Origin of the sequence: Natronomonas sp. CBA1123, assembly GCF_009741925.1 — an archaeon.
Taxonomy (GTDB): domain Archaea; phylum Halobacteriota; class Halobacteria; order Halobacteriales; family Haloarculaceae; genus Natronomonas.
Genome location: NZ_WPCC01000016.1, coordinates 1 through 20654, shown reverse-complemented (window position 1 = coordinate 20654; position 20654 = coordinate 1). Strand labels below are relative to the sequence as shown.

The 20654-nt window shown below is 63.5% G+C and carries 18 protein-coding genes; 7 read left to right on the top strand and 11 right to left on the bottom strand.

Features of this window, described 5'->3' with window-relative positions; translation table 11 throughout:
- Positions 1 to 146: 146 nt before the first annotated feature.
- Entirely contained in the window at positions 147 to 2987 is a 2841-nt protein-coding gene (locus GJ631_RS09140; protein WP_156708863.1) for a DEAD/DEAH box helicase, read from the top strand.
- Positions 2988 to 3011: 24 nt separating this feature from the next.
- Here the strand turns inward: GJ631_RS09140 and GJ631_RS09135 are convergent, their stop codons facing one another.
- Positions 3012 to 5141, bottom strand: a complete 2130-nt coding sequence (locus GJ631_RS09135; RefSeq protein ID WP_156708862.1) for a CDC48 family AAA ATPase — start codon at positions 5139 to 5141, stop codon at positions 3012 to 3014.
- An 87-nt stretch (positions 5142 to 5228) separates the two neighbouring features.
- Between GJ631_RS09135 and GJ631_RS19230 the strand changes: the two genes are divergently transcribed.
- Positions 5229 to 5363: a hypothetical protein gene (locus GJ631_RS19230; RefSeq protein ID WP_255453933.1), complete on the top strand. Its 135-nt coding sequence runs from the start codon at positions 5229 to 5231 to the stop codon at positions 5361 to 5363.
- On the opposite strand, the gene GJ631_RS09130 is transcribed toward GJ631_RS19230, so the two are convergent.
- From GJ631_RS09130 to GJ631_RS18550, 9 genes are all read right to left on the bottom strand, one after another.
- Positions 5364 to 6749 carry a sodium:calcium antiporter gene (locus GJ631_RS09130; protein WP_156708861.1) on the bottom strand — a complete coding sequence of 462 codons (1386 nt, stop codon included), beginning with the start codon at positions 6747 to 6749 and terminating at the stop codon, positions 5364 to 5366.
- A gap of 137 nt (positions 6750 to 6886) precedes the next feature.
- Positions 6887 to 7996, bottom strand: a complete 1110-nt coding sequence (locus tag GJ631_RS09125) for an AI-2E family transporter (protein ID WP_156708860.1) — start codon at positions 7994 to 7996, stop codon at positions 6887 to 6889.
- A gap of 69 nt (positions 7997 to 8065) precedes the next feature.
- A complete protein-coding gene (locus GJ631_RS09120) occupies positions 8066 to 8863 on the bottom strand; it encodes a hypothetical protein (protein ID WP_156708859.1) in 798 nt (265 codons plus the stop codon).
- On the bottom strand, positions 8856 to 10871 hold the full coding sequence (locus GJ631_RS09115; protein ID WP_156708858.1) for a hypothetical protein: 2016 nt from the start codon (positions 10869 to 10871) through the stop codon (positions 8856 to 8858). Before GJ631_RS09115 ends, GJ631_RS09120 begins: the two co-directional genes overlap by 8 nt.
- Before the next feature lie 263 nt (positions 10872 to 11134).
- Positions 11135 to 11554: a universal stress protein gene (locus GJ631_RS09110; RefSeq protein ID WP_156708857.1), complete on the bottom strand. Its 420-nt coding sequence runs from the start codon at positions 11552 to 11554 to the stop codon at positions 11135 to 11137.
- An 87-nt stretch (positions 11555 to 11641) separates the two neighbouring features.
- Positions 11642 to 11893, bottom strand: coding sequence for a HalOD1 output domain-containing protein (locus GJ631_RS09105; protein WP_156708856.1), 252 nt, complete (start codon positions 11891 to 11893; stop codon positions 11642 to 11644).
- A gap of 92 nt (positions 11894 to 11985) precedes the next feature.
- On the bottom strand, positions 11986 to 12390 hold the full coding sequence (locus tag GJ631_RS09100) for a helix-turn-helix domain-containing protein (RefSeq protein ID WP_156708855.1): 405 nt from the start codon (positions 12388 to 12390) through the stop codon (positions 11986 to 11988).
- An 89-nt stretch (positions 12391 to 12479) separates the two neighbouring features.
- The gene (locus tag GJ631_RS09095) at positions 12480 to 13115 is read right to left on the bottom strand and encodes a helix-turn-helix domain-containing protein (RefSeq protein ID WP_156708854.1); all 636 of its coding nucleotides are present in this window, start codon (positions 13113 to 13115) and stop codon (positions 12480 to 12482) included.
- A gap of 191 nt (positions 13116 to 13306) precedes the next feature.
- The gene (locus GJ631_RS18550) at positions 13307 to 13483 is read right to left on the bottom strand and encodes a hypothetical protein (protein ID WP_197424938.1); all 177 of its coding nucleotides are present in this window, start codon (positions 13481 to 13483) and stop codon (positions 13307 to 13309) included.
- A 237-nt stretch (positions 13484 to 13720) separates the two neighbouring features.
- On the opposite strand from GJ631_RS18550, the gene rdfA reads away from it, so the two are divergent.
- From rdfA to GJ631_RS09070, 5 genes are all read left to right on the top strand, one after another.
- Positions 13721 to 14347, top strand: coding sequence for a rod-determining factor RdfA (rdfA, locus tag GJ631_RS09090; protein ID WP_156708853.1), 627 nt, complete (start codon positions 13721 to 13723; stop codon positions 14345 to 14347).
- Positions 14348 to 14418: 71 nt separating this feature from the next.
- Entirely contained in the window at positions 14419 to 16359 is a 1941-nt protein-coding gene (locus GJ631_RS09085; protein ID WP_156708852.1) for an archaea-specific SMC-related protein, read from the top strand.
- Positions 16360 to 16707: 348 nt separating this feature from the next.
- Positions 16708 to 17055, top strand: a complete 348-nt coding sequence (locus tag GJ631_RS09080; RefSeq protein ID WP_156708851.1) for a hypothetical protein — start codon at positions 16708 to 16710, stop codon at positions 17053 to 17055.
- 52 nt (positions 17056 to 17107) lie between these two features.
- Entirely contained in the window at positions 17108 to 18262 is a 1155-nt protein-coding gene (locus tag GJ631_RS09075) for a pyridoxal phosphate-dependent aminotransferase (protein ID WP_156708850.1), read from the top strand.
- 58 nt (positions 18263 to 18320) lie between these two features.
- Complete coding sequence (locus GJ631_RS09070; RefSeq protein WP_156708849.1) at positions 18321 to 19676, top strand: PQQ-binding-like beta-propeller repeat protein; 1356 nt, start codon at positions 18321 to 18323, stop codon at positions 19674 to 19676.
- Between the two features lie 87 nt (positions 19677 to 19763).
- On the opposite strand, the gene GJ631_RS09065 is transcribed toward GJ631_RS09070, so the two are convergent.
- Positions 19764 to 20390, bottom strand: a complete 627-nt coding sequence (locus GJ631_RS09065; protein WP_156708848.1) for a hypothetical protein — start codon at positions 20388 to 20390, stop codon at positions 19764 to 19766.
- Positions 20391 to 20654: the final 264 nt, after the last annotated feature.

Here is a 20654-nt window from a genome sequence, read left to right as displayed (position 1 = left end):
CGGAGAACAGGGCTCGGGGACTCCCGTTCTCCGTATCCGTTCGTGGTCGATACAGCGACAAAGCACCATCGCGGGACACAGCCGGCTTTTTATATCCGGCGTCCGCGAGCGCGGCGCTTAATCCGCTCGCGCTCCAACGGTCGACAATGAGTGAGGGCCGTGCCGCCGGGATGGACGCCTTCTCGCGACTTCACGCCGACGTGCGCGAGGCGCTGTCGGAGCGTGGGTTCTCGACGCCGACGGCGCCACAGCGGAAGGCGATTCCGCCGCTGGCTGCGGGGGAGCATGCCCTAGTCGTCGCGCCGACGGGGTCGGGGAAGACTGAGACGGCGATGTTGCCGGTGCTGTCGGCCATCCAGGACCGCGACCACCGCCACGGGATTCAGGCGCTCTACGTCACGCCGCTGCGGGCGCTGAACCGCGACATGCGCCAGCGCCTCGAGTGGTGGGGCGAGACCCTCGACATCACGATAGACGTGCGCCACGGCGATACGACGGATTACCAGCGGAGCAAGCAAGCGGAGAACCCACCGGACGTGCTCGTGACGACGCCGGAGACGCTACAGGCGATGTTCACCGGCGAGAAACTACGGCGGGCGCTCGAGGATATCGAACACGTCGTCATCGACGAGGTCCACGAACTCGCGGCCTCGAAACGCGGCGCACAGTTGACCATCGGCCTCGAACATCTCCGAGAGCACGCGGGGGCGTTCCAGCGTATCGGCCTCTCGGCGACCGTCGGCGACCCCGATGAGGTCGGCCGCTTTCTCACGGGCGACCGCGGCTGTCGGGTCGTCGAGGTCGAAGCCGGCTCGAACATCGACGTGCGGGTGCGGGAGCCGGAAGTCGAATCCGAAGACGAAAGCGCCGCCGGCGAGTTGCTGACCGACGCGACGGTCGCGAGCCACGTCCGAGCCATCGACGAACTCGTCGCGGAAAACGATTCGACGCTGATTTTCGTCAACACGCGACAGACCGCGGAGGGACTCGGGTCGCGTCTGAAGGCATACGGCACCGACGTGGGCATCCACCACGGGTCGCTGTCGAAAGAGGCACGCATCGACGTCGAAGACCGGTTCAAGGCCGGCGAAATCGACGCACTGCTGTGTACTTCGTCGATGGAGTTGGGCATCGACGTCGGCCGCATCGACCACGTGGTGCAGTACTCGAGTCCCCGAGAGGTTCGCCGACTGCTCCAGCGAGTCGGCCGGGCGGGCCACCGTCGGGACGAAACGTCCTCTGGGACGGTACTGACGACCCACCCCGACGACACCTTCGAGGCGCTGGCCATCGTCGACCGCGCCGAACGCGGGGAGGTGGAGGCGGCCGGCATCCACCACGCCAGCCTCGATACGGTCGCGAATCAGATACCGGGCCTGTTGATGGGGTTCGGCGAGTTGTCGGCCGCGCGGGCCTACGACATCGTCACTCGGGCGTACCCGTTCCGAAACCTCACCGAAGCGGATTTCAAAGCGGTCGTTCGGGAGTTATCGGAGAACCGGGTTCTGTGGCTCGACGAAGCCGAGGACCGACTGGAGAAATCCGGCGGCACCTGGCAGTACTTCTATGCGAACCTCTCGATGATTCCCGACGAGGCCAACTACACGGTCAAGGACATGGCCTCCGGGCGAACCGTCGGCACCCTCGCCGAGCGGTTCGTCGTCACCTTCGCCCAACCGGGTGAGACGTTCATCCAGCGCGGGGAGATGTGGCGCATCACCGAGATAGACGACGAAGAAGAGGAGGTGTTGGTGACGCCAATCGAGGACCCAACCGGCGAGGTGCCGTCGTGGGTCGGCCAGGAGATTCCAGTCCCGTACGACGTGGCCCAACACGTCGGCCGGACGCGGGCCGAAGCGAGAACGCGGTTCGACGCCGGTGCCAGCCGCGAACTCGTCGCCCGCGGACTCGCCGACCGTTTCCCGACGGACGAGTACACCGCCAGTCGGGCGCTGGAGCCGGTCGAACGGCACGACGCCGCCTTCCCCGCCGACGACCGCATCGTCGTCGAGGGGTACGGCCGGGAAGTCGTCGTCAACGCGGCGTTCGGCCACACGATAAACGAGACGCTCGGCCGCCTGCTGTCGGCGCTTATCGGCCAGCGGACCGGGTCGTCGGTCGCGATGGAGGCCGACCCCTATCGCATCGAGTTGGAGGTGCCGGGCGGGACGACGATGGGCGACGTAGTCGAGATACTGGAGACGACCGACCCCGACCACGTCGGAACGCTCGTGGAGTTGAGCCTGAAGAACAGCGACGCGCTGAAGTTCACGCTCGCACAGGTCGCCGCGAAGTTCGGGTCGCTGAAGCGTTGGAAAGGAAAGGGGTCCAGTCAGAACCGCTTCGGCAAGGACCGCCTGCTGAAGGCACTGGAGGACACGCCGATTTACGACGAGGCGGTTCGGGTCGTCCTCCACGAGCAGTTGAACGCCGACGGGGCCGCCGACGCGTTGCGTCGCCTCCAGTCCGGCGAGTTCGACCTCAAAACGGTCGGCGAACGGACGCCAATCGGTCGCGGCGGGCGCTCCTCTGGCCGGGAGTTGCTGTCACCGGAGAACGCCGACGCCTCCGTCATCGAGACGGTCAAGGAACGCATCCAGAGCGACCGCGTGCTGTTGGCGTGTCTCCACTGCCAGGAGTGGGACCGCCGCCAGCAGGTGCGCCGCGTCGACGAGCAACCGGAGTGTCCGAACTGTGGGTCGACGCGGGTCGCCGCACTGAACCCATGGGCCGACGAGGTGCTCGAGGCAGTCCGAAGCGAGGAGAAGGACGACGAACAGCAGAAACAGACCGAACGTGCCTACAAGGCGGCCAGTTTGGTCCAGAGCCACGGCAAGAAGGCCGTCGTCGCACTCGCTGCTCGCGGCGTCGGCCCGCGGAACGCCGCCTACATCATCAACAACCACCGCGAGGACGAGACGGATTTCTACCGGGACATCCTCGAACGGGAACGGCAGTACGCGAAGACGAAGTCCTTCTGGGACTGACCGGCGTCGGTCGAGACGGCAGTCTCAGCCACCGCGTTCGGAACGTCGAATCGACTCTAGAGCCGCCGCGACGTGTTCTTCGCGAATCTCGATTTCCTCGGCCCGTTCGGTCGCTTCCTCGGGTCCGAGGTCGGTCGCCAATTCCCGAATCGCTCGCATCGAGGCCTCACGGAGCAGTGCCTCCAGTTGCGCGCCGGAGAATCCTTCCGTGTCGGCGGCGAGTTCGTCGAGGTCGACATCGTCGACGAGCGGCTTCCCGCGGGCGTGGACGGCCAGAATCTCTCGGCGGGCGGCCTCGTCGGGGTCCGGAACCTCGACGTGGGCTTCGAGGCGCCCGGGCCGCAACAGCGCGGGGTCGAGTGCCTCCCGGCGGTTCGTCGCCGCGATGACGACGACGTTGGGGTTGTCGGTGAGACCGTCCAACTCCGTCAGCAGTTGGGAGACGACGCGTTCGGCGGCGTCGCTGGAATCACCGCGGACGCCCGCGACGGCGTCGATTTCGTCGAAGAAGATTATCGACGGGGCGGCCTGCCGGGCGCGGTCGAACACCTCTCGGACGGCCTTCTCGCTTTCGCCGACGTACTTGTCGATGAGTTCGGGACCGGCGACGCTGACGAAGTTCACGTCGCTCTCGCCGGCGAGGGCGCGGGCGAGAAGCGTCTTGCCGGTACCGGGCGGGCCGTACAGGAGGACGCCCGACGGCGGGTCGGTGTTGGTCGCCTCGAACAGCGCACCGTAGGACAGCGGCCACTCGACGGCCTCGGTGAGCACCTGTTTGGCCTCCGTGAGGCCGCCCACGTCCTCGAAGGTTACGTGTGGCGTCTCTGCGACGTACTCCCGCATCGCGGAGGGGTCGACGGCGGCGAGGGCGGCCTCGAAGTCCGAGGCGGTGACGAGGAGGTCCTCGCGCTCCTCGCGGTCCCTGAGTGCACGCATCGCGGCCTCGGTGACGAGCGAGTGGATGTCGGCGCCGACGAAGCCGTGGGTGCGGGAGGCCAGATAATCGAGGTCGACGTCGTCGGCGAGCGGCATCCCCCGGGCGTGGACGTCGAGTATCTCCCGGCGGCCGGTCTCGTCGGGGGCGCCGATTTCGATTTCGCGGTCGAAGCGGCCGCCCCGGCGCAACGCGGGGTCGATTACGTCGACGCGGTTCGTCGCACCGATGACGATGACCTGTCCGCGGGAATCGAGGCCGTCCATCAGCGTCAACAGTTGGGCGACGACGCGGTTCTCCATGTCGGCGTCGTCGTCGCGAGTCCCGGCGATGGAGTCGATTTCGTCGATGAAGACGACGGCGGGGGAGTTCTCGACGGCACGTTCGAACGTCTCTCTGAGTTTCTCTTCGCTTTCACCCTTGTACTTCGAGACGATTTCGGGGCCGTCGATGACCTCGAAGTGGGCGTCGACTTCGTTGGCGACCGCTTTGGCGATGAGGGTCTTGCCGGTGCCGGGCGGGCCGTACAACAGGACGCCGGAGGGCGGGTCGATGCCGAGTTTTCGGAACAGTTCCGGTTCCGAGAGGGGGAGTTCTATCATCTCCCGAACCTGCTCGAGTTCGTCGTCGAGTCCGCCGATGTCCTCGTAGGTGGCCTCGGAGGTCGGTTCGGGCGTCGGCGCGAGTTCGCCGTCGGTTCCACCCGCGTCGTCCGCGGTGGGCGTTCGGTCTACGTCGGCCCTCTCGGGAGCCTCCCGAACGCGGACGTTCGTCCGGTCGGTGACCCTTACTGTGCCGTCGGGCGTCGTCTCGACGACGGTCGCCCGGACGCCGGGCCGTTCGAGGCGGACCTGTTCGCCGGTCTGGAGGGGGCGGTCACGGAGGTCCGTTGCGACGGCATCGAGCAGTTCGTCGTCGACGGAGACGGGAAGTTCGACGACCACTCGATTGGCTTCGGCGACGGAAACCGGCCGGACGGTCACGGTCTCGCCAATGTTCACGCCGGCGTTCGCTCGGGTGTCGGCGTCGATGCGAACGACGCCGTCGTCACCGCTTGCGGGCCACACTTTCGAGACCGTGGGGCGCTCTCCGTCGATGACGACGGTGTCGCCGCTGAGAACGCCGAGGGCTCGTCGGGCCGATTCGGGAAGCCGGGCGACGCCGCGCCCCGCATCCCGTTTCTCGGCCCCTTTTACAGTCAGCGTCACCCGCCTGTCCATACCCGACGTGGGGCCGCCGGCGGCTTTATCGTTCCGCTGGCCCCGCTCGGAGAAACGACTATACGTTACCACGGCACATTGTCTGGTATGGTCGCGACCACACAACGGGACGGGTCGACGTGGTACGAGTGTGAGGAGTGCGGCTTGCTGTTCGACGACCAATCCGACGCGAAGCAACACGAGGCCAACTGCGACGCCGAGGGTCCCTCCTACATCCAGTAGTCAGTCGTCGGCGCTTTTCGGCCGCGTCTCGGTACTGGAGATGGCGTCGCTGACCGTCCTGGCCGTCCGCCGAAGGAGGTACTGGAACTGCTCCCTTCGATAGACGAACAGGCCAACCCCGAGGACGATGTACACGACGCTGAACCCGAGGAGGAGTTCGTAGTCGGTCACCGGGAGTTCGACGTACCCGCGTATCAGTGAGAACTCCAGAAGCACCTGCGAACTGAACAGGAACAGAAGCGCCAGTGCCTCCCGGACCGAGAGTTCGAAGTTGATGAGCAGGGCGATAGCGAAGAACGACTGGGCGGCCGTCAGCCAGATTTCGCCGGCCTGCTTCTGGTCGAACATTAGGGGGCCGTACTGGCCGAGGCCGAGGGAGTAGACGACGACGAGCGTTCCGATGAGCAGCGTCCACTGGTTGAGTTTCGAGGAGATGAGTGCGTTGAACCCTGCCGTCGAACGGGCCTTGTTCACGAGGTAGGCGACGACGATGAGTTCGGGTGATTCGGAGGCCAGCGGCGCAATCCACTGAATCATGAAGAACGAGGGGATGCCGATTTCGGTGCCGAGCGCTTCGAGACCGTGGGCGAACGGCTCGACGGCCGTGAATATCATCAATCCGGAGTAGGCGAACAACGAGACGACGGTCGCGACGCGTTTCGGTTTCGGATACGACTGGAGGTACTGTGGGACGCCGACGTGTTCCTCTTCTGGGTCGACGTCGCCTCGGATGATGATTGCGATGTAGGCGACGTACAGTCCGACGAGGACGACCATATCGAGGATGTCGATGCCGCCGTTGACCGGAACCAGAAACGCCCACATCGTCGCCGCGAGCAGGAACACTACGTCGAGGCTGAGGTCACGGTCGAGTTGGACGGTGTCGGCCAGAAATCCCGGCCGTGACTCGATTGCGGGGTCGGCCGTCGACCCGCTCCGATAGACGCTGAACAGGACGATACCGGCCCACCCGATGCCGATGAGGATGCGATTCGCGCCGGTCATGTTCGCGACGGCGAGGTTACCGGCTTCGATACCACGAGGTGTACCCGCGAACTGCCCGGCGTTCCAGGCGTACAGCGCGTCGACGGCGTACTCCGGGGCCACAGCGAGGACCGCCAACACGGCGATTGCGAAGGCACGCGGAACGTCTTTCTCGGCGGTTTCGGCGCCCCACGCCAACAGGAACGCCGCACCGAGTACTGACAGTCCGCTGATACCGACTATCGCGAGCGTCGGGAGGTTCGTCAGGACGGCTGGCGGGGTGTATTGGACACCCACCAGCGCGGCGACCCTCGGGAGAACCGTCGTGAACAGCCAGATGGTGAGCCACGGGACGGTCAGGAAGACGGCCGCCGCAATCGCACCGAGAGATTGTCGTTTCATGCTTTGTGAGTGCTGCCGACCCGTCCACGGCCGAGCGGGGATTCGACACCCGCCGCGAGAACCGAGTCGGTCCAGAGTTGTTCGTCACCACGCGAGGCCGACTTATAATCCACAAGATTTTGACCGGTACTCAGCTCTCAGGTCCGGAACTCGTCGAGGATGGTCTGTTCGTCCGGGAGGCCGTCGTCCTGTGGTTCTGCGCCGAGGAGTCGCGGGAGCGCGATGTCGGAGAACGTCAGCCCCAACACGAGCAGTATCGGGGCGAAGAACAGGCCGTAGAACCCGAAGACGACCGGCCCGAGGATGTACGCGAGCATCAGCAGGCCGACGTGGGTCTTCTCGCCGCTCAAAAACGGCCGGAGCACCAGGTCGGGGATGGTGTCGACGACGACGAGCGCGACGACGAGGAACCCGGCGGTGTACACGAGCAACGAGATGTCACCGCCGCCGAGTACAGTCGGCAGCGCCGTCGCCGCAGCCAGCGGGATATAAACGATTTTCATCCCGACGACGGGGATGAGACTCGCGATACCGGTCAGAGCGCCGGCGAGGGCGGGGTAGGGAACCTCGACGGCGGCCGGAACGACGGCGTTGTACGCGAGATAGGAGGCGATGGCGATAATCGAGATGGCGATGACGTTGAGCAAGTTCCCGAAGAGGACGGCCTCCAACTCCGCGTCAGCGTCTTCGAGGAACGCACGGACGATGGCGTCGTCGTCGAAGCGCAACAGCCACGAGTGAATCTTCGAGCCGTCGATGAGCAGGTAGTAGGTGACGATGATGACGATGAGGAGGTTGAGGAAGAACCCGGAGATGGCGCTGGTCAGGAAGGAGGCGTTGTCGGAGAGAAAGTCAATGATAGTGTCGAATTGGCCGTTCTGGTACGCTTCGTACAACCCACTCGGTGTGAGTTCCGGCGGGTCCTCCAACCCCTGCAGCCACGAGACGTTGCTCGCCGTCGACTCGATGAGTGCGGACTGATTGATGAACGTCTGGAGCTCGGTCACGAGTAACACGACCGTGTAGCTGATGAGCAGTATGAGCGGCAACGCAATCACCGAGATGGCCGTGACGGCACGAATTCGCTTCGGGAGTCGAAGCCGGGTGAGTGCCTTGTAGAAGCCACGCGTCGAGTAATACAGGAAGACGGCCACGGTCAGTGCGGCGATGAACCGGTAGGCGACGTAGGCGATGACTGCGGCCACGGCAACACCGAAGAGGGCGACCACTGCGCGCTTCTCGTCCATAATTCGGCAGTTTCTCCCGACTAATATAAATTCGGCGACGGTGTAGCGTTTCGATTCTGCCCTGTGACGTCAGATAGCGTAGTCGAGAAACCTCGCGACGGTTCCCACGTACATCCCCGCTGGGCGGTCGGCGGCCACCTCCAGAGGGAACCGCTCGACACAGCGGTCGAACTCCCCGTCGGCGAAGGTGAGGTCCGACCCCTCGATTGCGACGACTGTGGCCGCACCGAGGGTGCCCGTCTCGGGGTACCAATCGACGAAAAACGAGCCACTCGTCTGTTCCTCGCCGAAGTGGGTCCGGACGGTTTCGAACGACTCGCGGTAGCGCTCTGGCACCGTCCCCGCGACGGTCGGGAGTGGGTCCGGAACCTCGTAGCCGTTCTCGCGGAGCGCCTCGGTGTACGTGTCGCGCAACGACGGTGCCCCCGGTACGTCGACGTACACCGGCGTCCCTTCCCGGAACACCAGCAACTCCTCGTGGAACTCCTCGAAGGCCGTCCGCGTGGGCGTGGCGTCGACGCGGCCGTCGGCCGCGGTCCACCGGAGCGGGTCCGCCGGCGCGTCGGCGTCCCTGAAGATGAGCACGAGGTCGTCGCCGACCATCGGAATCACGCCCGCCCCCAACAGCAGTCGCCCTTCGTATATTTCGCGGTCGCCCGCAACGCGACGCTCGACCGGTTCGTCGACGAGGGTTTCGACGGTCGGAAACGCCGTCCCGAGCCGCTCGTTCGCCGCGTCGTTCAGAGCGACGAGACAGTTCTCCGGGTCGACGTGTACGTCCCACTCGCCAGTAGCCGCGTCGTGGACGATTCTGTTCGCGTAGAAGAACACGCGGTCGTCGTACGCCGACGGGATGTAATCATTCATCGCCATCTTCGAATCGCACCTCCACGTCTACCTGTCGGCAGTCGAGCGTCGATTCTCCGCCCTCGACGACGGCCGTCTCGGTGTCGGTCTGCCAGTCGAAGGTGACCGATTTTTCAGGGTCGTTCAGCCACGAAGGGTCGGCGTACAGTCGACCCACGTCGTCGACGTCGTCCCGGTATCGAACTCGGTACAGTACGTCGTCGTCGTAGGGGGCCTCCGGGAAGGAGTCCAGCCAGAACAGAAACGCCATCTTGCTCTCGAGGGCGCCCATGCCGTAGACAACGTGGACGGTTCGGTCGTCGTCGATGCGGTGTCGCAACACGAGAAACACCTTCCCGTCTTCGTCGCGGGACCCGCGGAAGTCGTCGTCGCCGCGCAACACGGAGGAGACGAAGTACTCCGAGACGAACTGGAGGTCGTCCTCGTCGGTGAAGGCGTTCTCGATGAGGTCGACGTTCTCGAAGCCGGCCCCGTCGGGCGAGCGGAGGTACTGGATGAACTTCACGAGTGCTTCCTGATGTTCGGCACCGCCCAACAGCAGGTAGTGGGTCTCGTCTTCGTCCCAGGTCCGGTCGAAGTAAAACGGGAATTCGTCGTCGGTTTCGAGGTTGTAGTCGGCGAAGAACGGGTGCGGAACGCTGACGAACCGCTTCACCGGCAGTCTGACGCCGCGTTTCGCGCCGGCGTGGTCCAACCCCCGGTCGTTGCCCTCGCCGACCGAGCGACCGTAGCGCTTGCCGACGGCCGGGACGCGTTCGAGCAGTCGTCGGCGGTGGATATCCTGTCGGAGGTAGTCGACGCCCTCCAGGTGCATCTCGATTGGTTTGTCGTTGTCGCCGTCTCCCGTCTCGGCGGTGGTCGGCGCCGGTATCGCACGTTCCAGCAGTTCCGTTCCCGCCTCGGCGGCGATTTCTCGGTTGTCCTCGTCGGCTTCGACGGCGTTCTCGACGCGATAGGAACGGTCGCGGCCGACGACGCTCCAGAGGAACTCGCTGACGTAGAACAGTCCGTAGCCGGCCAGTGAGTTGCCGAGTCGGTCGACCGTCTTCGCCTCGTCTTCGAACAGCGTCGACTTTTCGGTGCTCTGGAGGAGACCGTACTCCGAGAAACCGGCGGAGTTGCCGAAGAACCGCCGCCGGAAGCCGACGTAGTCGGTGAAAGCCGTCACGACGATGTAGCCGGAGAGACCGTAGAGCGCGCCCAACTCCAGCGTCGACCACGGCACCGACGGAAGGGCCGGAACGACACCGATTGTCGTCGGAAACCGCGTGATGACGAGCAACAGGACGGCCGCTCCGAGGACGTATCGCCGTGGGTAGGCGAGTCGCCAGTCGAACCAGCCCAACTCCAGTCGCGTCGCTCGGTCCGGCAGCGAATCGAACGTGACGTACACGCTGTCGACGAACACGTTCCGGTAGTACGGCACGTCGGTGAAGACGCCGCTGACCGTCGCGTCGAGGTCGGCGTTCGCCAACATCACGAGCGGGTCGCGGTCGGAGAGATGCGACGTGAACGGGTGCCAGTAGTTGTGGTTCGACCACGTGTCGATGTCCAACAGGACGCCGAGGTGGCGGACCTGATACAGTCCGGCCAGCGCCTTGTCGCGGATGCTCGCGACCTCCTCACGCACCACGGCGACGACGCGGGGTGCGATCCACGCGGTCACCGCGAGTACGGAGACGACTTCGAGGCTTCGAGACCGAGCGAAGGCGTTTATTTCCGGAAGCCGGAACGACGCGAGGTCACCGAGCAATCCGAGAAGCAAATCGAGGTAGCCGCCGGCGGAGAAGACGACGTACCAGACCGTTCCGGCGATGAACACCACCAAAACGACGCTCCACAGAATCGGACCGAGCAACGAGAGTTTCTGTAAGTCCCAGTCCGTGCTGACGTGCTTTCGCGTCTCGAAGCGGTCGCGCTTGTCGAGTCCACGGCCGGTTCCGACGACGACCCGTCGAGACACCTCGCTATCCTCGTCGCTTCCGTCGGATTCGGAGTCGCCCCCCATACGATATTCGAGTCCCAGCGGGGGCGAAAAAACGTTTCGTCGGCCCGTTTTTCCCGGCCGCCGCAATGTGTCGCCGGCGAGCACCACGGGACGGCCGCAGAAATAAAACACGGGCAATGTCCGGCGATAGTGCTATTTTCGTTTGCTGGTGGGTGTTTCGTAGGCGGGGGCAGGAAATCTCGATATGGCAGGTCCCTGCCTTCGCCACCGTTTCCGGACCGTCGAGCAGTTGCGTTCGGTCGAAACGGCAGCAGGGGTCTTCTTCAGGCGACGAACGTGGGGCGAACGCCGCTTCGAACCACGCGCTCGGTCACGCTTCCGATGGTGTCGGTTTGGGTGTGTGATTGGCCCTGATACCCCAGCACTATCAGGTCGGCGTCGATGTCGTCGGCGTAACTGATAATCTCCTCGTGTGGCCGCCCGTGGCAAGACCGTCGGACGAACTCGATGTCGAGGTCGCGCGCCCGCTGTTCGATTGCTTCGAGGTACTCCCGGCCCACGTCCTCGATGTCGTCGGTCACCAACTCCTCGCTGCTCAGTGCCGGCTCGTCGTAGCGAGACGTGTCCACGACGAAGATACCGTGAAGCGTGGCGTCGTGGCGCTCCGCCTGCTCGAGCGCGTGGGCTATCGCGCGGTTCGCTGCTTCGCTACCGTCGGTTCCGACGAGGATTCTCTCGTACATGGTCTCGCTTCGGCCGGCGCGGGGAAACCCCTCTCCCCGTTTCTCATCGAATAAGAATCAGTCCGGCGTGCTGAGACGAACGTTCGTTTACTGTTGGACGAAGACGACTTCGTTATCCTCGACGGTGACCGTGTATCCGTGGTACTCGAACGTGACGCTCGCGGCGGCGTTCCCGGCGAAGATGGCGTCCAACGCATCGGTGTCGATGGCGCCGTACAGCGGCGGCAGGTCCGTCGCGTCCGAATCCTCCACATCGGCGACCGCGTTCACTACGGCTTCACTGGGGAGGCGGTCTTCGAGTGAAATCACGTTCCCCTCAGTAAAATTCGTACAGTCCATTGTTGGGGTTCATGATTGGGTGCAGTATAAGTCTCGCGACTCCGGATGACTGGTAAGGTGCTCACTACGGCGGGCTGGACACGTTGCCGACCTCAACGGGGGACGGTCGGGACGACCTCCTCGGCATGCTCTCGGTGTATCACGTGCAGTGAAATCCCACCGTGGGTGCCGAGGGAGACGAGAACGTCCTCGACTGCCCGGTAGAATTCGCTCGCGTGCTTCCCGGACTGCCGGATGCGAGTCCGCTCTTCGAGCAGTCCGGAGTCGGTGAGCAAATCGAGTTTCCGATAGGTCGTCGACAGCGGGAGGTCACAGGTTTCGGAAACCTCGTTTGCGGACAACACCTCGTCGCTCGTCGCATCGAGAATCGCACGACAGCCGCGGTCGTCGAGCGCATCGAGCAGCCGCTGTTTCGCCGGTTCGGCGTCGACTGCACGAACCCACTGGGACGACCGGTCGGTGTCGTCGCTCGGAAACGATTTCGATGACTGGCTCATACGTCATTCTGTCACCGGCCGACGGCAGGAACCCACACCCACAGTATCCGGGCACGTTTATCACCCTCCGCGTCGGTCGCGTTCGACCGTCACAGTACGTCGCCGAGGATTTTCGACTCCGCTGCGGTGAGGTGTTCTCTGAACGTCGAGGGATTGATACCGAGGTCGGCCGCGATTTCGGTGGCGTTAGCCCGACGCGGCCGCTCGAAGTAGCCCCGTTCGTAAGCCGTCTCCACCACTTCGAGTTGGCGCGCCGTGAGTTTGCTTCGGTTTACGGAGACGGTGTCCCGTGGCTGGCCGTCGGCCGGGGACCGAACGAACCGTTTGACGTTCACCTCGGGGAACCGCTCGCGGAGTTCGCCGATTGCCGCCTGCAGTTGGTCGTAGTCGGCTGCGTGGAACACCACCGTAAGGGTCCCCTCCCGGGCGACGTACCGGGTCACCGGACAACCGATTTCTCCGAGACACTCACACGGGCAGTTCGCGTCGCCGTCGTGGGGCAGCCGATACCGGTGTGTCGAGCCCCGCGAAAAAATCGGCGTGAGGTCTCCGTCCGGTGCGCGGTCGGCTTCCAGCGTGAATTCGGTCACGCTCTCCGAACAACCCGAGGGACAGACGTTTGCCGTCTGGGAGTGAACCGTCGTCTCTGCCGCCACCGAGATGTTCACGACCGGGCAAACGTCGTGACCTGTGAACTCCACGGTGGCTCGAATCCCTGACGGCATATACGTCTCCTACGATTCGAAAGGAGTCACTTCAGTATGCGGTCGGGACCGACGGGAAAGCGGACGCTACCCCCTCGGACGCGTCGATACGGTTCGGGAGCCCACCACGACGTCCGCCCTCCGACAGTAAGCTCGGCGTACTGGGTGACGCCGCGTTCGTTTCGGTCGTCGCTTGCGGGGGCCGGGCTTTGTCACAGCTCTCGCGTATCCATCGACCGGACTCGCCTGAACGCTGCCGTCGTCACCGAGGTCTCACAGATGACACAGCCCCGCTCGAGGAGTACGTCTCTCATCGACTCGTCTACCGCTATGGACTCCGCACACCCCGGGCAGACGAACGCGTATCGGCTCCCCTCGTCGGGACTCATCGTGTTCGGTGTAGAACGCGACCGGATAAAGCACGCTCCGTATTTCCAGCGCAGTGAGAACCACATCCCAAGGTAGTATACTCGCAACATTATACCAATGTTTAACGCTTAAGTACATAAGCGATATGCGTTGTGCACGGCAGAGGAGTACCGGCATTCAGCCTGGTATCGGGTCCGATACGGGTGTTCTGTTCACGAGACGAAAGGTACAACCAGCCCACTCCCGTTGAGGTGGATATGGACCAGTCCGACGACACACCGGGGTCCGGGCGTGGCCGACGGAGCAAGGTCGCCCGGCTCATCGAGGAGTACGACCTCCAGGGTCTCGGCGCGGAACTCGAACAGCGCTGGACCGCCGACGAGGACCGGAGCAGCCTCCGGGAGTTGGCCGCACAGTTCAATCAGGAACTCCTCCGAGAGGCCCTCGAAGCGGCGAACGTCCAACACCTCGATGGGGAACTGGAGAACACCTACCGGCTGCTGACTGACGACGACGTGAGCAGTGCAGAATCGACGCGGATTCAACGGCGGCTCGAACGCGACGGCGTCGACGTCGACGCCCTGCAACGGGATTTCGTCACCTATCAGGCGATTCGGACGTATCTCAAGGAGCACCGGGGCGCCGAGTACACGCCCGCCGAGACTGACCCTCTGGAGCGGGAAGCGACGAACGTCCAGAAACTGCGCGGGCGGATGGTTTCGGTCACCGAGGGGAAACTCGAACAGCTCCGAGACGGCGGTCACCTCACGCTCGGTGAGTTCCGGACGCTGGCGGAGATTCAGGTCATCTGTGAGGACTGCAACACCCAGTTCGACGTTCTCGAACTGTTCGACCGCGGTGGCTGTAACTGCGATTCTGAGTGACAGGCGGCGTCCCGTTCGATTCCTGACGAGTCCCAAACCTTGATATGTGACTCAATCGATTGAACGGACATATGAGTACGAAGCAGACCGAACCCGGTAGCCGAATTTCGGTCCGTAACATCGGAGGCATCGACGAGGCCGATGTCGACTTCGAGCCGGGGGTGACGGTACTGGCAGGCCGCAATGCGACGAATAGAACATCGTTGCTGCAGGCCATCATGGCAGCGCTCGGGAGCGACAACGTCTCGATGAAGGGCGACGCCGAGGAGGCACACGTGGAGTTGGATATCGCTGGAGAAACGTACACGCGAATGCTTCAGCGTCGGAACGGAACGGTACAGACCAGCGGCGACCCGTACCTCGATGACCCCACGGTTGCCGACCTCTTTGCGTTCCTGCTCGAGTCCAACGAAGCCCGTCGGGCCGTCGTGACCGACGCGGACCTCCGTGACCTCATCATGCGTCCCGTCGACACCGACGAGATTCAGGCGGAAATCGACAGACTCGTCGAGAAGCGACAGGAGCTCTCGGAGGAAATCGACGAGTTGGACTCCCTGAAGGACCGACTGCCGTCCCTTGAGGAAAAGCGAACCCGCCTCCGAAACCAAATCGAGGAGACGACGTCGGAACTCGAAGCGCTCGAAGAGCAAATCGAATCCAAGGACGCCGACGTCGAACAGAGCCGCGAGGAGCAGGCCGAACTCGAGGCGAAACTGGAGGAACTGCGTGAGACCCGTTCGGACCTCGAAGACGTTCGGTACGAACTGGAAACTGAAGAGGACAGCCTTCAGTCCCTCCGGACCGAAAAACAGGATATCGGGGCGGAGTACGAGGAACTCCCGGAGACACCGGCAGGGGATTTAGAGGAAATCGAGAGTCGAATCGACACGCTGCGGACCCGAAAACAGGGCTTGGAATCCGAGTTGAACGAACTCCAGAGCGTCATCGGGTTCAATCAGGAGATGCTCGAAGAGTCCGGCGACGAGGTGTCGGATGCCCTCCGCGACGGTGACGGTGGTGCGGGCGTGACCGACGAACTCCTCCCCGACGACAGCGTGACCTGTTGGACCTGCGGGAGCGAAGTCGACGCCGCTCAAATCGAGTCGACCATCGAAAAACTGCGAAGCCTGAGCCAAGATACGGTCAGCGAAATCAACGACATCGACGACGAACTCGAGGAGTTGAAGGGGAAGCGCCGGGACCGGAAGGACCAACAGCGCCGGCGTGAACGTCTCGACCGCCGCGAACGGGAACTCGAAGACGAAATCGAGGAGACGGAGACCCGCATCGAACGGCTCTCCGAGCGTCGAGAAGAACTCCGCGAGGAAATCGAGAGCGTCGAAGCGGAAATCGAAGAACTCGAAGACGACTCCTACGAGGAGGTCCTCGACCTCCACAAGGAGGCCAACCAGCTCGAATACGACCTCGGAACCCTCGAAAACGACCTCGAACGCGTCGAGGACAACATCCAGACGATAGAAGAGCGACTCGAGGAGGAAACCGACCTCGAAACGCGAAAGGAAGAGGTTTCGGAGGAAATCCAGGAACTGCGAACGAAAATCGAACGCATCGAAGGGCAGGCAATCGAGGCGTTCAACGAGCACATGGAGACGGTGTTGGACCTCCTCGAGTACGACAACCTCGCCCGCATCTGGCTGGAGCGGACGGAAAAGCAGGTACGGGAGGGTCGTCGGAAGGTCACCAAGAGCGTCTTCGATTTACACATCATCCGGCAGACGGAGTCGGGGACGACCTACGAGGACACCGTCGACCATCTCTCGGAGAGCGAACGCGAAGTGACCGGGCTCATTTTCGCGCTCGCCGGCTATCTGGCCCACGAGGTGTACGAGACCGTCCCGTTCATGGTTCTCGACTCGCTGGAAGCCATCGACGCGAACCGAATCGCGACGCTCGTGGAGTACGTCGCGGAGTACAGCGAGTACCTCGTCGTCGCGTTGCTCCCCGAGGACGCAGCGAACGTCGAGGCGGACCGTCGCATCGAATCGTTCTGAAAGACCCCACACATCCCCGCGGTCCCCGGCGATTCGGATTCGATTCGCCCCGCCACGAAATAACATAGTTAAATTTGTTATCCGAATCGTCCGAGGAACGCGACTCTATGTGGTCGAGAGTTCTGCCCGAGAAACCATCCTGGATAAAATTTGAACTTTCACAATCGATATCGGTTGTGTACATAAGCGAATGAGTATATTGTATGCTTGGTAGTGACGACCGACTAAGAGGGCGTGGCTCTTTGCTCGATGCTTGCCCCCGGGAGCGCAAATCGAGTCTCAACCGGGCAAATCCAAGATGGTTCCAAGCGAAAACGCTTAATCACACACGGTAGAACCGTTGGGACGATGAGATACAGGACACTGCTGGAGCAGAAAGTCGACGAGTGGGAGGACGGCTACGGCGTCGTCCAAATCGTCACCCCGGAGTCCAGCGACGAGAACCAACTCCGGTTCTGTTACTACAAGGACGGGGAGTTCGTGAACCGTCCCCTGACGGTAGCGCCGTCGTCGGATGTCGCAGACCGGACGGCCGAGGTCGTCGAGACGATGGCGAGTCTCGCACGAACGTTCACTCCCGACGAGATAGCGGCGCTGGTCGAGGAGTTGGGCGAAGAGAAAATCCTCGAACTCTCCGTCCTCATCGAGGAACTGGGCAAAAGCCGCCTGAAGGAAATCCTCGACGAGGCGAACTGACTCCCGACCCACGGAACGAGCGAGTTTACTACGCCCGGTTCGAGAAGTCGCCATGCACGAACCGACCGACCGGGTCCGGCGAGCAGAGCGTTCGCAGATTCGCGTGATGTACGACCTCGCGGCCCGGACGGAGGGCGACATCGTCCGTCTGGAGGTCGGCGAACCGGACTTCGACACGCCGGCACACGTCGTCGAGGCGGCCGCGACCGCGGCCCGCGAGGGGGCCACTCACTACACCTCCAACGCCGGTCTCCCGGAGTGCCGACGGGCGATATGCGACGCGATGGCGACAGACTACGGCGTCGAACACGACCCCGAGGAGGTCGTCGTCACCGTCGGCGGAATGGAGGCCCTTCACCTGGCGACGCTGGCCACCGTCGGGCCGGACGAGGAGTTGCTGTACCCGGGGCCGGCGTGGCCCAACTACGCGACACAGGCGTTTCTCGCCGACGGCGAACCTGTCGAGGTGCCGATGGCGCCCGGAACCGGCTTCGACCTCGACGCCGACCGACTCATCGACCGAATGGGACCGGCGACGGCGGCGGTCGTTCTCACGACGCCCTCGAACCCGACGGGGCGGGTCTACGACCCGGAGGCGATTCGGGCGGTCGTCGAGGCGGCCGCCGACCGCGGCGTCTACGTCATCGCCGACGAGGTGTACGCCGGGTTGACCTACGACCGCGAACCGCGCGGCATCGCGGCGCTCTGCGGTCATCCCGACCACGTCCTCACGGTCGGGTCCTGTTCGAAGACCTACGCGATGACCGGCTGGAGGCTCGGATGGCTCGCGGGCAACAGGAGCGTCGTCGACGAGGTACTGAAGGTGCGAGAATCGACGACGGCCTGTGCGTCGAGTGTCTCCCAGCACGCCGCCATCGCGGCACTCACCGGCCCACAGGGGCCCTTCGAGGAGATGTACGAGGCGTTCCGGCGTCGCCGCGACTACGTCGTCGACCGAATCGAGGCTATCGACGGTCTGTCGGCGCCCCGACCGGAAGGGGCTTTCTACGCGTTTCTCGACCCTGCAGTCGATGCCGACTCCCTCACGTTCGCGAAGTACCTCCTCGAGGAACACGGCGTCGTTCTGGCGCCCGGAAGTGGCTTCGGTACGGCCGGCGAAGGTCGACTCCGGCTTTCCTTCGCCAACTCGATAGACCGCCTCGAAATCGGACTGGACCGCATCGAAGCCGGCATCGCAGCGTACTGAACACGCCTCCGGAAGCCAATCGGGGCATCTATGTCGAGTGGGGTCGAACCGCCGGCAGATGTCCGAATCCGGAGACGGTTCGAGCGAGCGCGGTCGAGTCGGGAGGCGTCGGTTTCTCGGAAGCGCCGGTACCGCCGCGGTCGCCGCCCTCGCCGGTTGTACGAGCCTTCCGGGACTCGGCTACGACCGCGACCAGTCGTCGTTCGACCCCGAAATTCTCCCATACGACGAGACGTACCCACCCAGAGACGACGTGACGATGTTCCGCCGCGGAACCCGACGGTTGGGGTATTACCCCGACGCGGTCGTCCCCCAGTCGGTCGACGTCGAGTGGTCGATACCGATGAACGAAATCGGTCATACGGCCGCGAAATCCAGTCCCCGACCGACGCCGGCCGGCGACCGGCTGATTATCCCCGACGATACGGGCAAACTGCACGCAGTGACACCCGACGGCGAACGCCAGTGGACCACCGAGACGGGGGCTTCGACCAGCCTCGGCTTCCACGGTACGCCGACCATCGTCGGGGACACTGGCTACATCGGCGGCTACGACGGGTCGATGTACGCCTTCGACGTCCGGAGCGGCGAGCTAGTGTGGAAGACCTCGAACTGGCGGCTCCACGGCGCCATCGCCATCGGCTCCAGCCCCGCCTACTGGGACGGCGTCCTCTACGTCGTCGCCGAGTACAACTACCCCTGGCAGGAGCCCTCGGGTACGATGTGGGCGCTCGACGCCGAGACGGGCCGACCCCTGTGGCACGACGACAGGCTCTGGGGGATGCCACACCCCTCGACCGCTATCGACCCCGCCACCGAGCGAATGCTCACCGGCTCTAACGACGGCGTCTGCTACTGCTGGGAGTTTCCCTCCCTCGAACCAGTGTGGGAGTTCGAAACCGACGCCGAAATCAAGGGCACCATCCCGACCTACGAGGGTGGCGCATTCGTCGGGTCCTGGGACGGCTACTTCTATCGGCTCGACCTCGAAGACGGCAGCGAAGAGTGGTCCTTCGAGACGGGCGCCGTCACCATGTCGAACCCAGGCATCGACCCCGATTCGGGCGTCGTCTACGTCGGCAGCGACAATCAACACGTCCACGCGCTGGACACCGAAACGGGCGAGGAACTATGGTCGACGTATGTCGGCGGCCACGTCATCGGCTCGCTCACCGTCACCGCCGACGCCGTCCTCGTCGGTTCCTACGACACCAATCTGTACGCCCTCGAAAAGGACACCGGCGACGTTCGCTGGACCGTCTCGAACATCGGCCACGTGACAAGCGAAGCGGTGCCGCACGACGGCCGTATCTACTACGCCGAGCGGGCGGATATCTCCGGATACTGGAACGACGACGCCGAGACCGTCGTCGAAACGCCCGGACACGCCTACTGTCTGGCTCCCGAGTCTTGACACTCCTTTTCTTAAACGGTGGGAAAATGAAGTGAGTCGGCGAGAAAATCTGCTTGCCGTCCGTAGAGCGGGAGACGTTACAAACGGTTAGTCCGCTTCTTCAGTTTCGTCGTCTTCCTCGTCATCGTCGTCATCTGCCTCTTCGTCCTCTCCTTCCTCGGATTCATCGTCGCTCTCATCGTCGTCCTCGTCATCGGACTCGTCACGTTCGTCCTCTTCCTCGCCCTCATCGTCTTCCTCGCTCTCGTCGTCATCTGCTTCGTCGTCATCTGCCTCGTCGTCATCTGCCTCGTCATCTTCTTCATCGACATCGTACTCGTATTTCTCTTCGACGAGGGTCAGCGAGCCATCCGCAACGACGTACTCCAGTTCGCCCTCCGCGTGGTCGGATTCGTACTCGACTTCGAGCTCCTCGAGGGACTCGTCGTCTTCACTGACCGCTGACTGATTGACTGTCGCGGTCCCGTCAGCGTCGGTTGTGACAGTTACCTCTTCTTCTCCTTCGACGGTGACCGAGGCGTTCTCTACGGGCGTGCCGTCGTCAGTCACAGTCACCGTGACGGTTTCGTTATCGAGCGTTGCATCCATCTCCAAGTCGGACACGGACGCCGACGACGCGCCGCTATCCGTTTGGGCCAGACCCGTTACTGCGGCACCGCTTCCAGCAACGAGCAATACTGCCAGCACCGCCACCATCGTTTTTGAGACTGACATTGCATTCGGCGCGACGGCTGTGAGAGACATAAATCAGGGAAACCGTTGGACGGCGTTCTACCGATTTCATTACCGTTCAAACGGTTTAATCGCCCCGGAGAGCGTCTCCTCAAGCATCTATTCCGGCTTGAGCCACTCCGACGGCTTCCTCAGCCTCCACGATTTTCGCAGATAGGTCAAATTACTCTCGCCGCAGTATTCACATGTCAGTACGCGGTCAGTTTCTTTAAGCTGAGTATGGGGACGGAGGGAATGTAACAATTA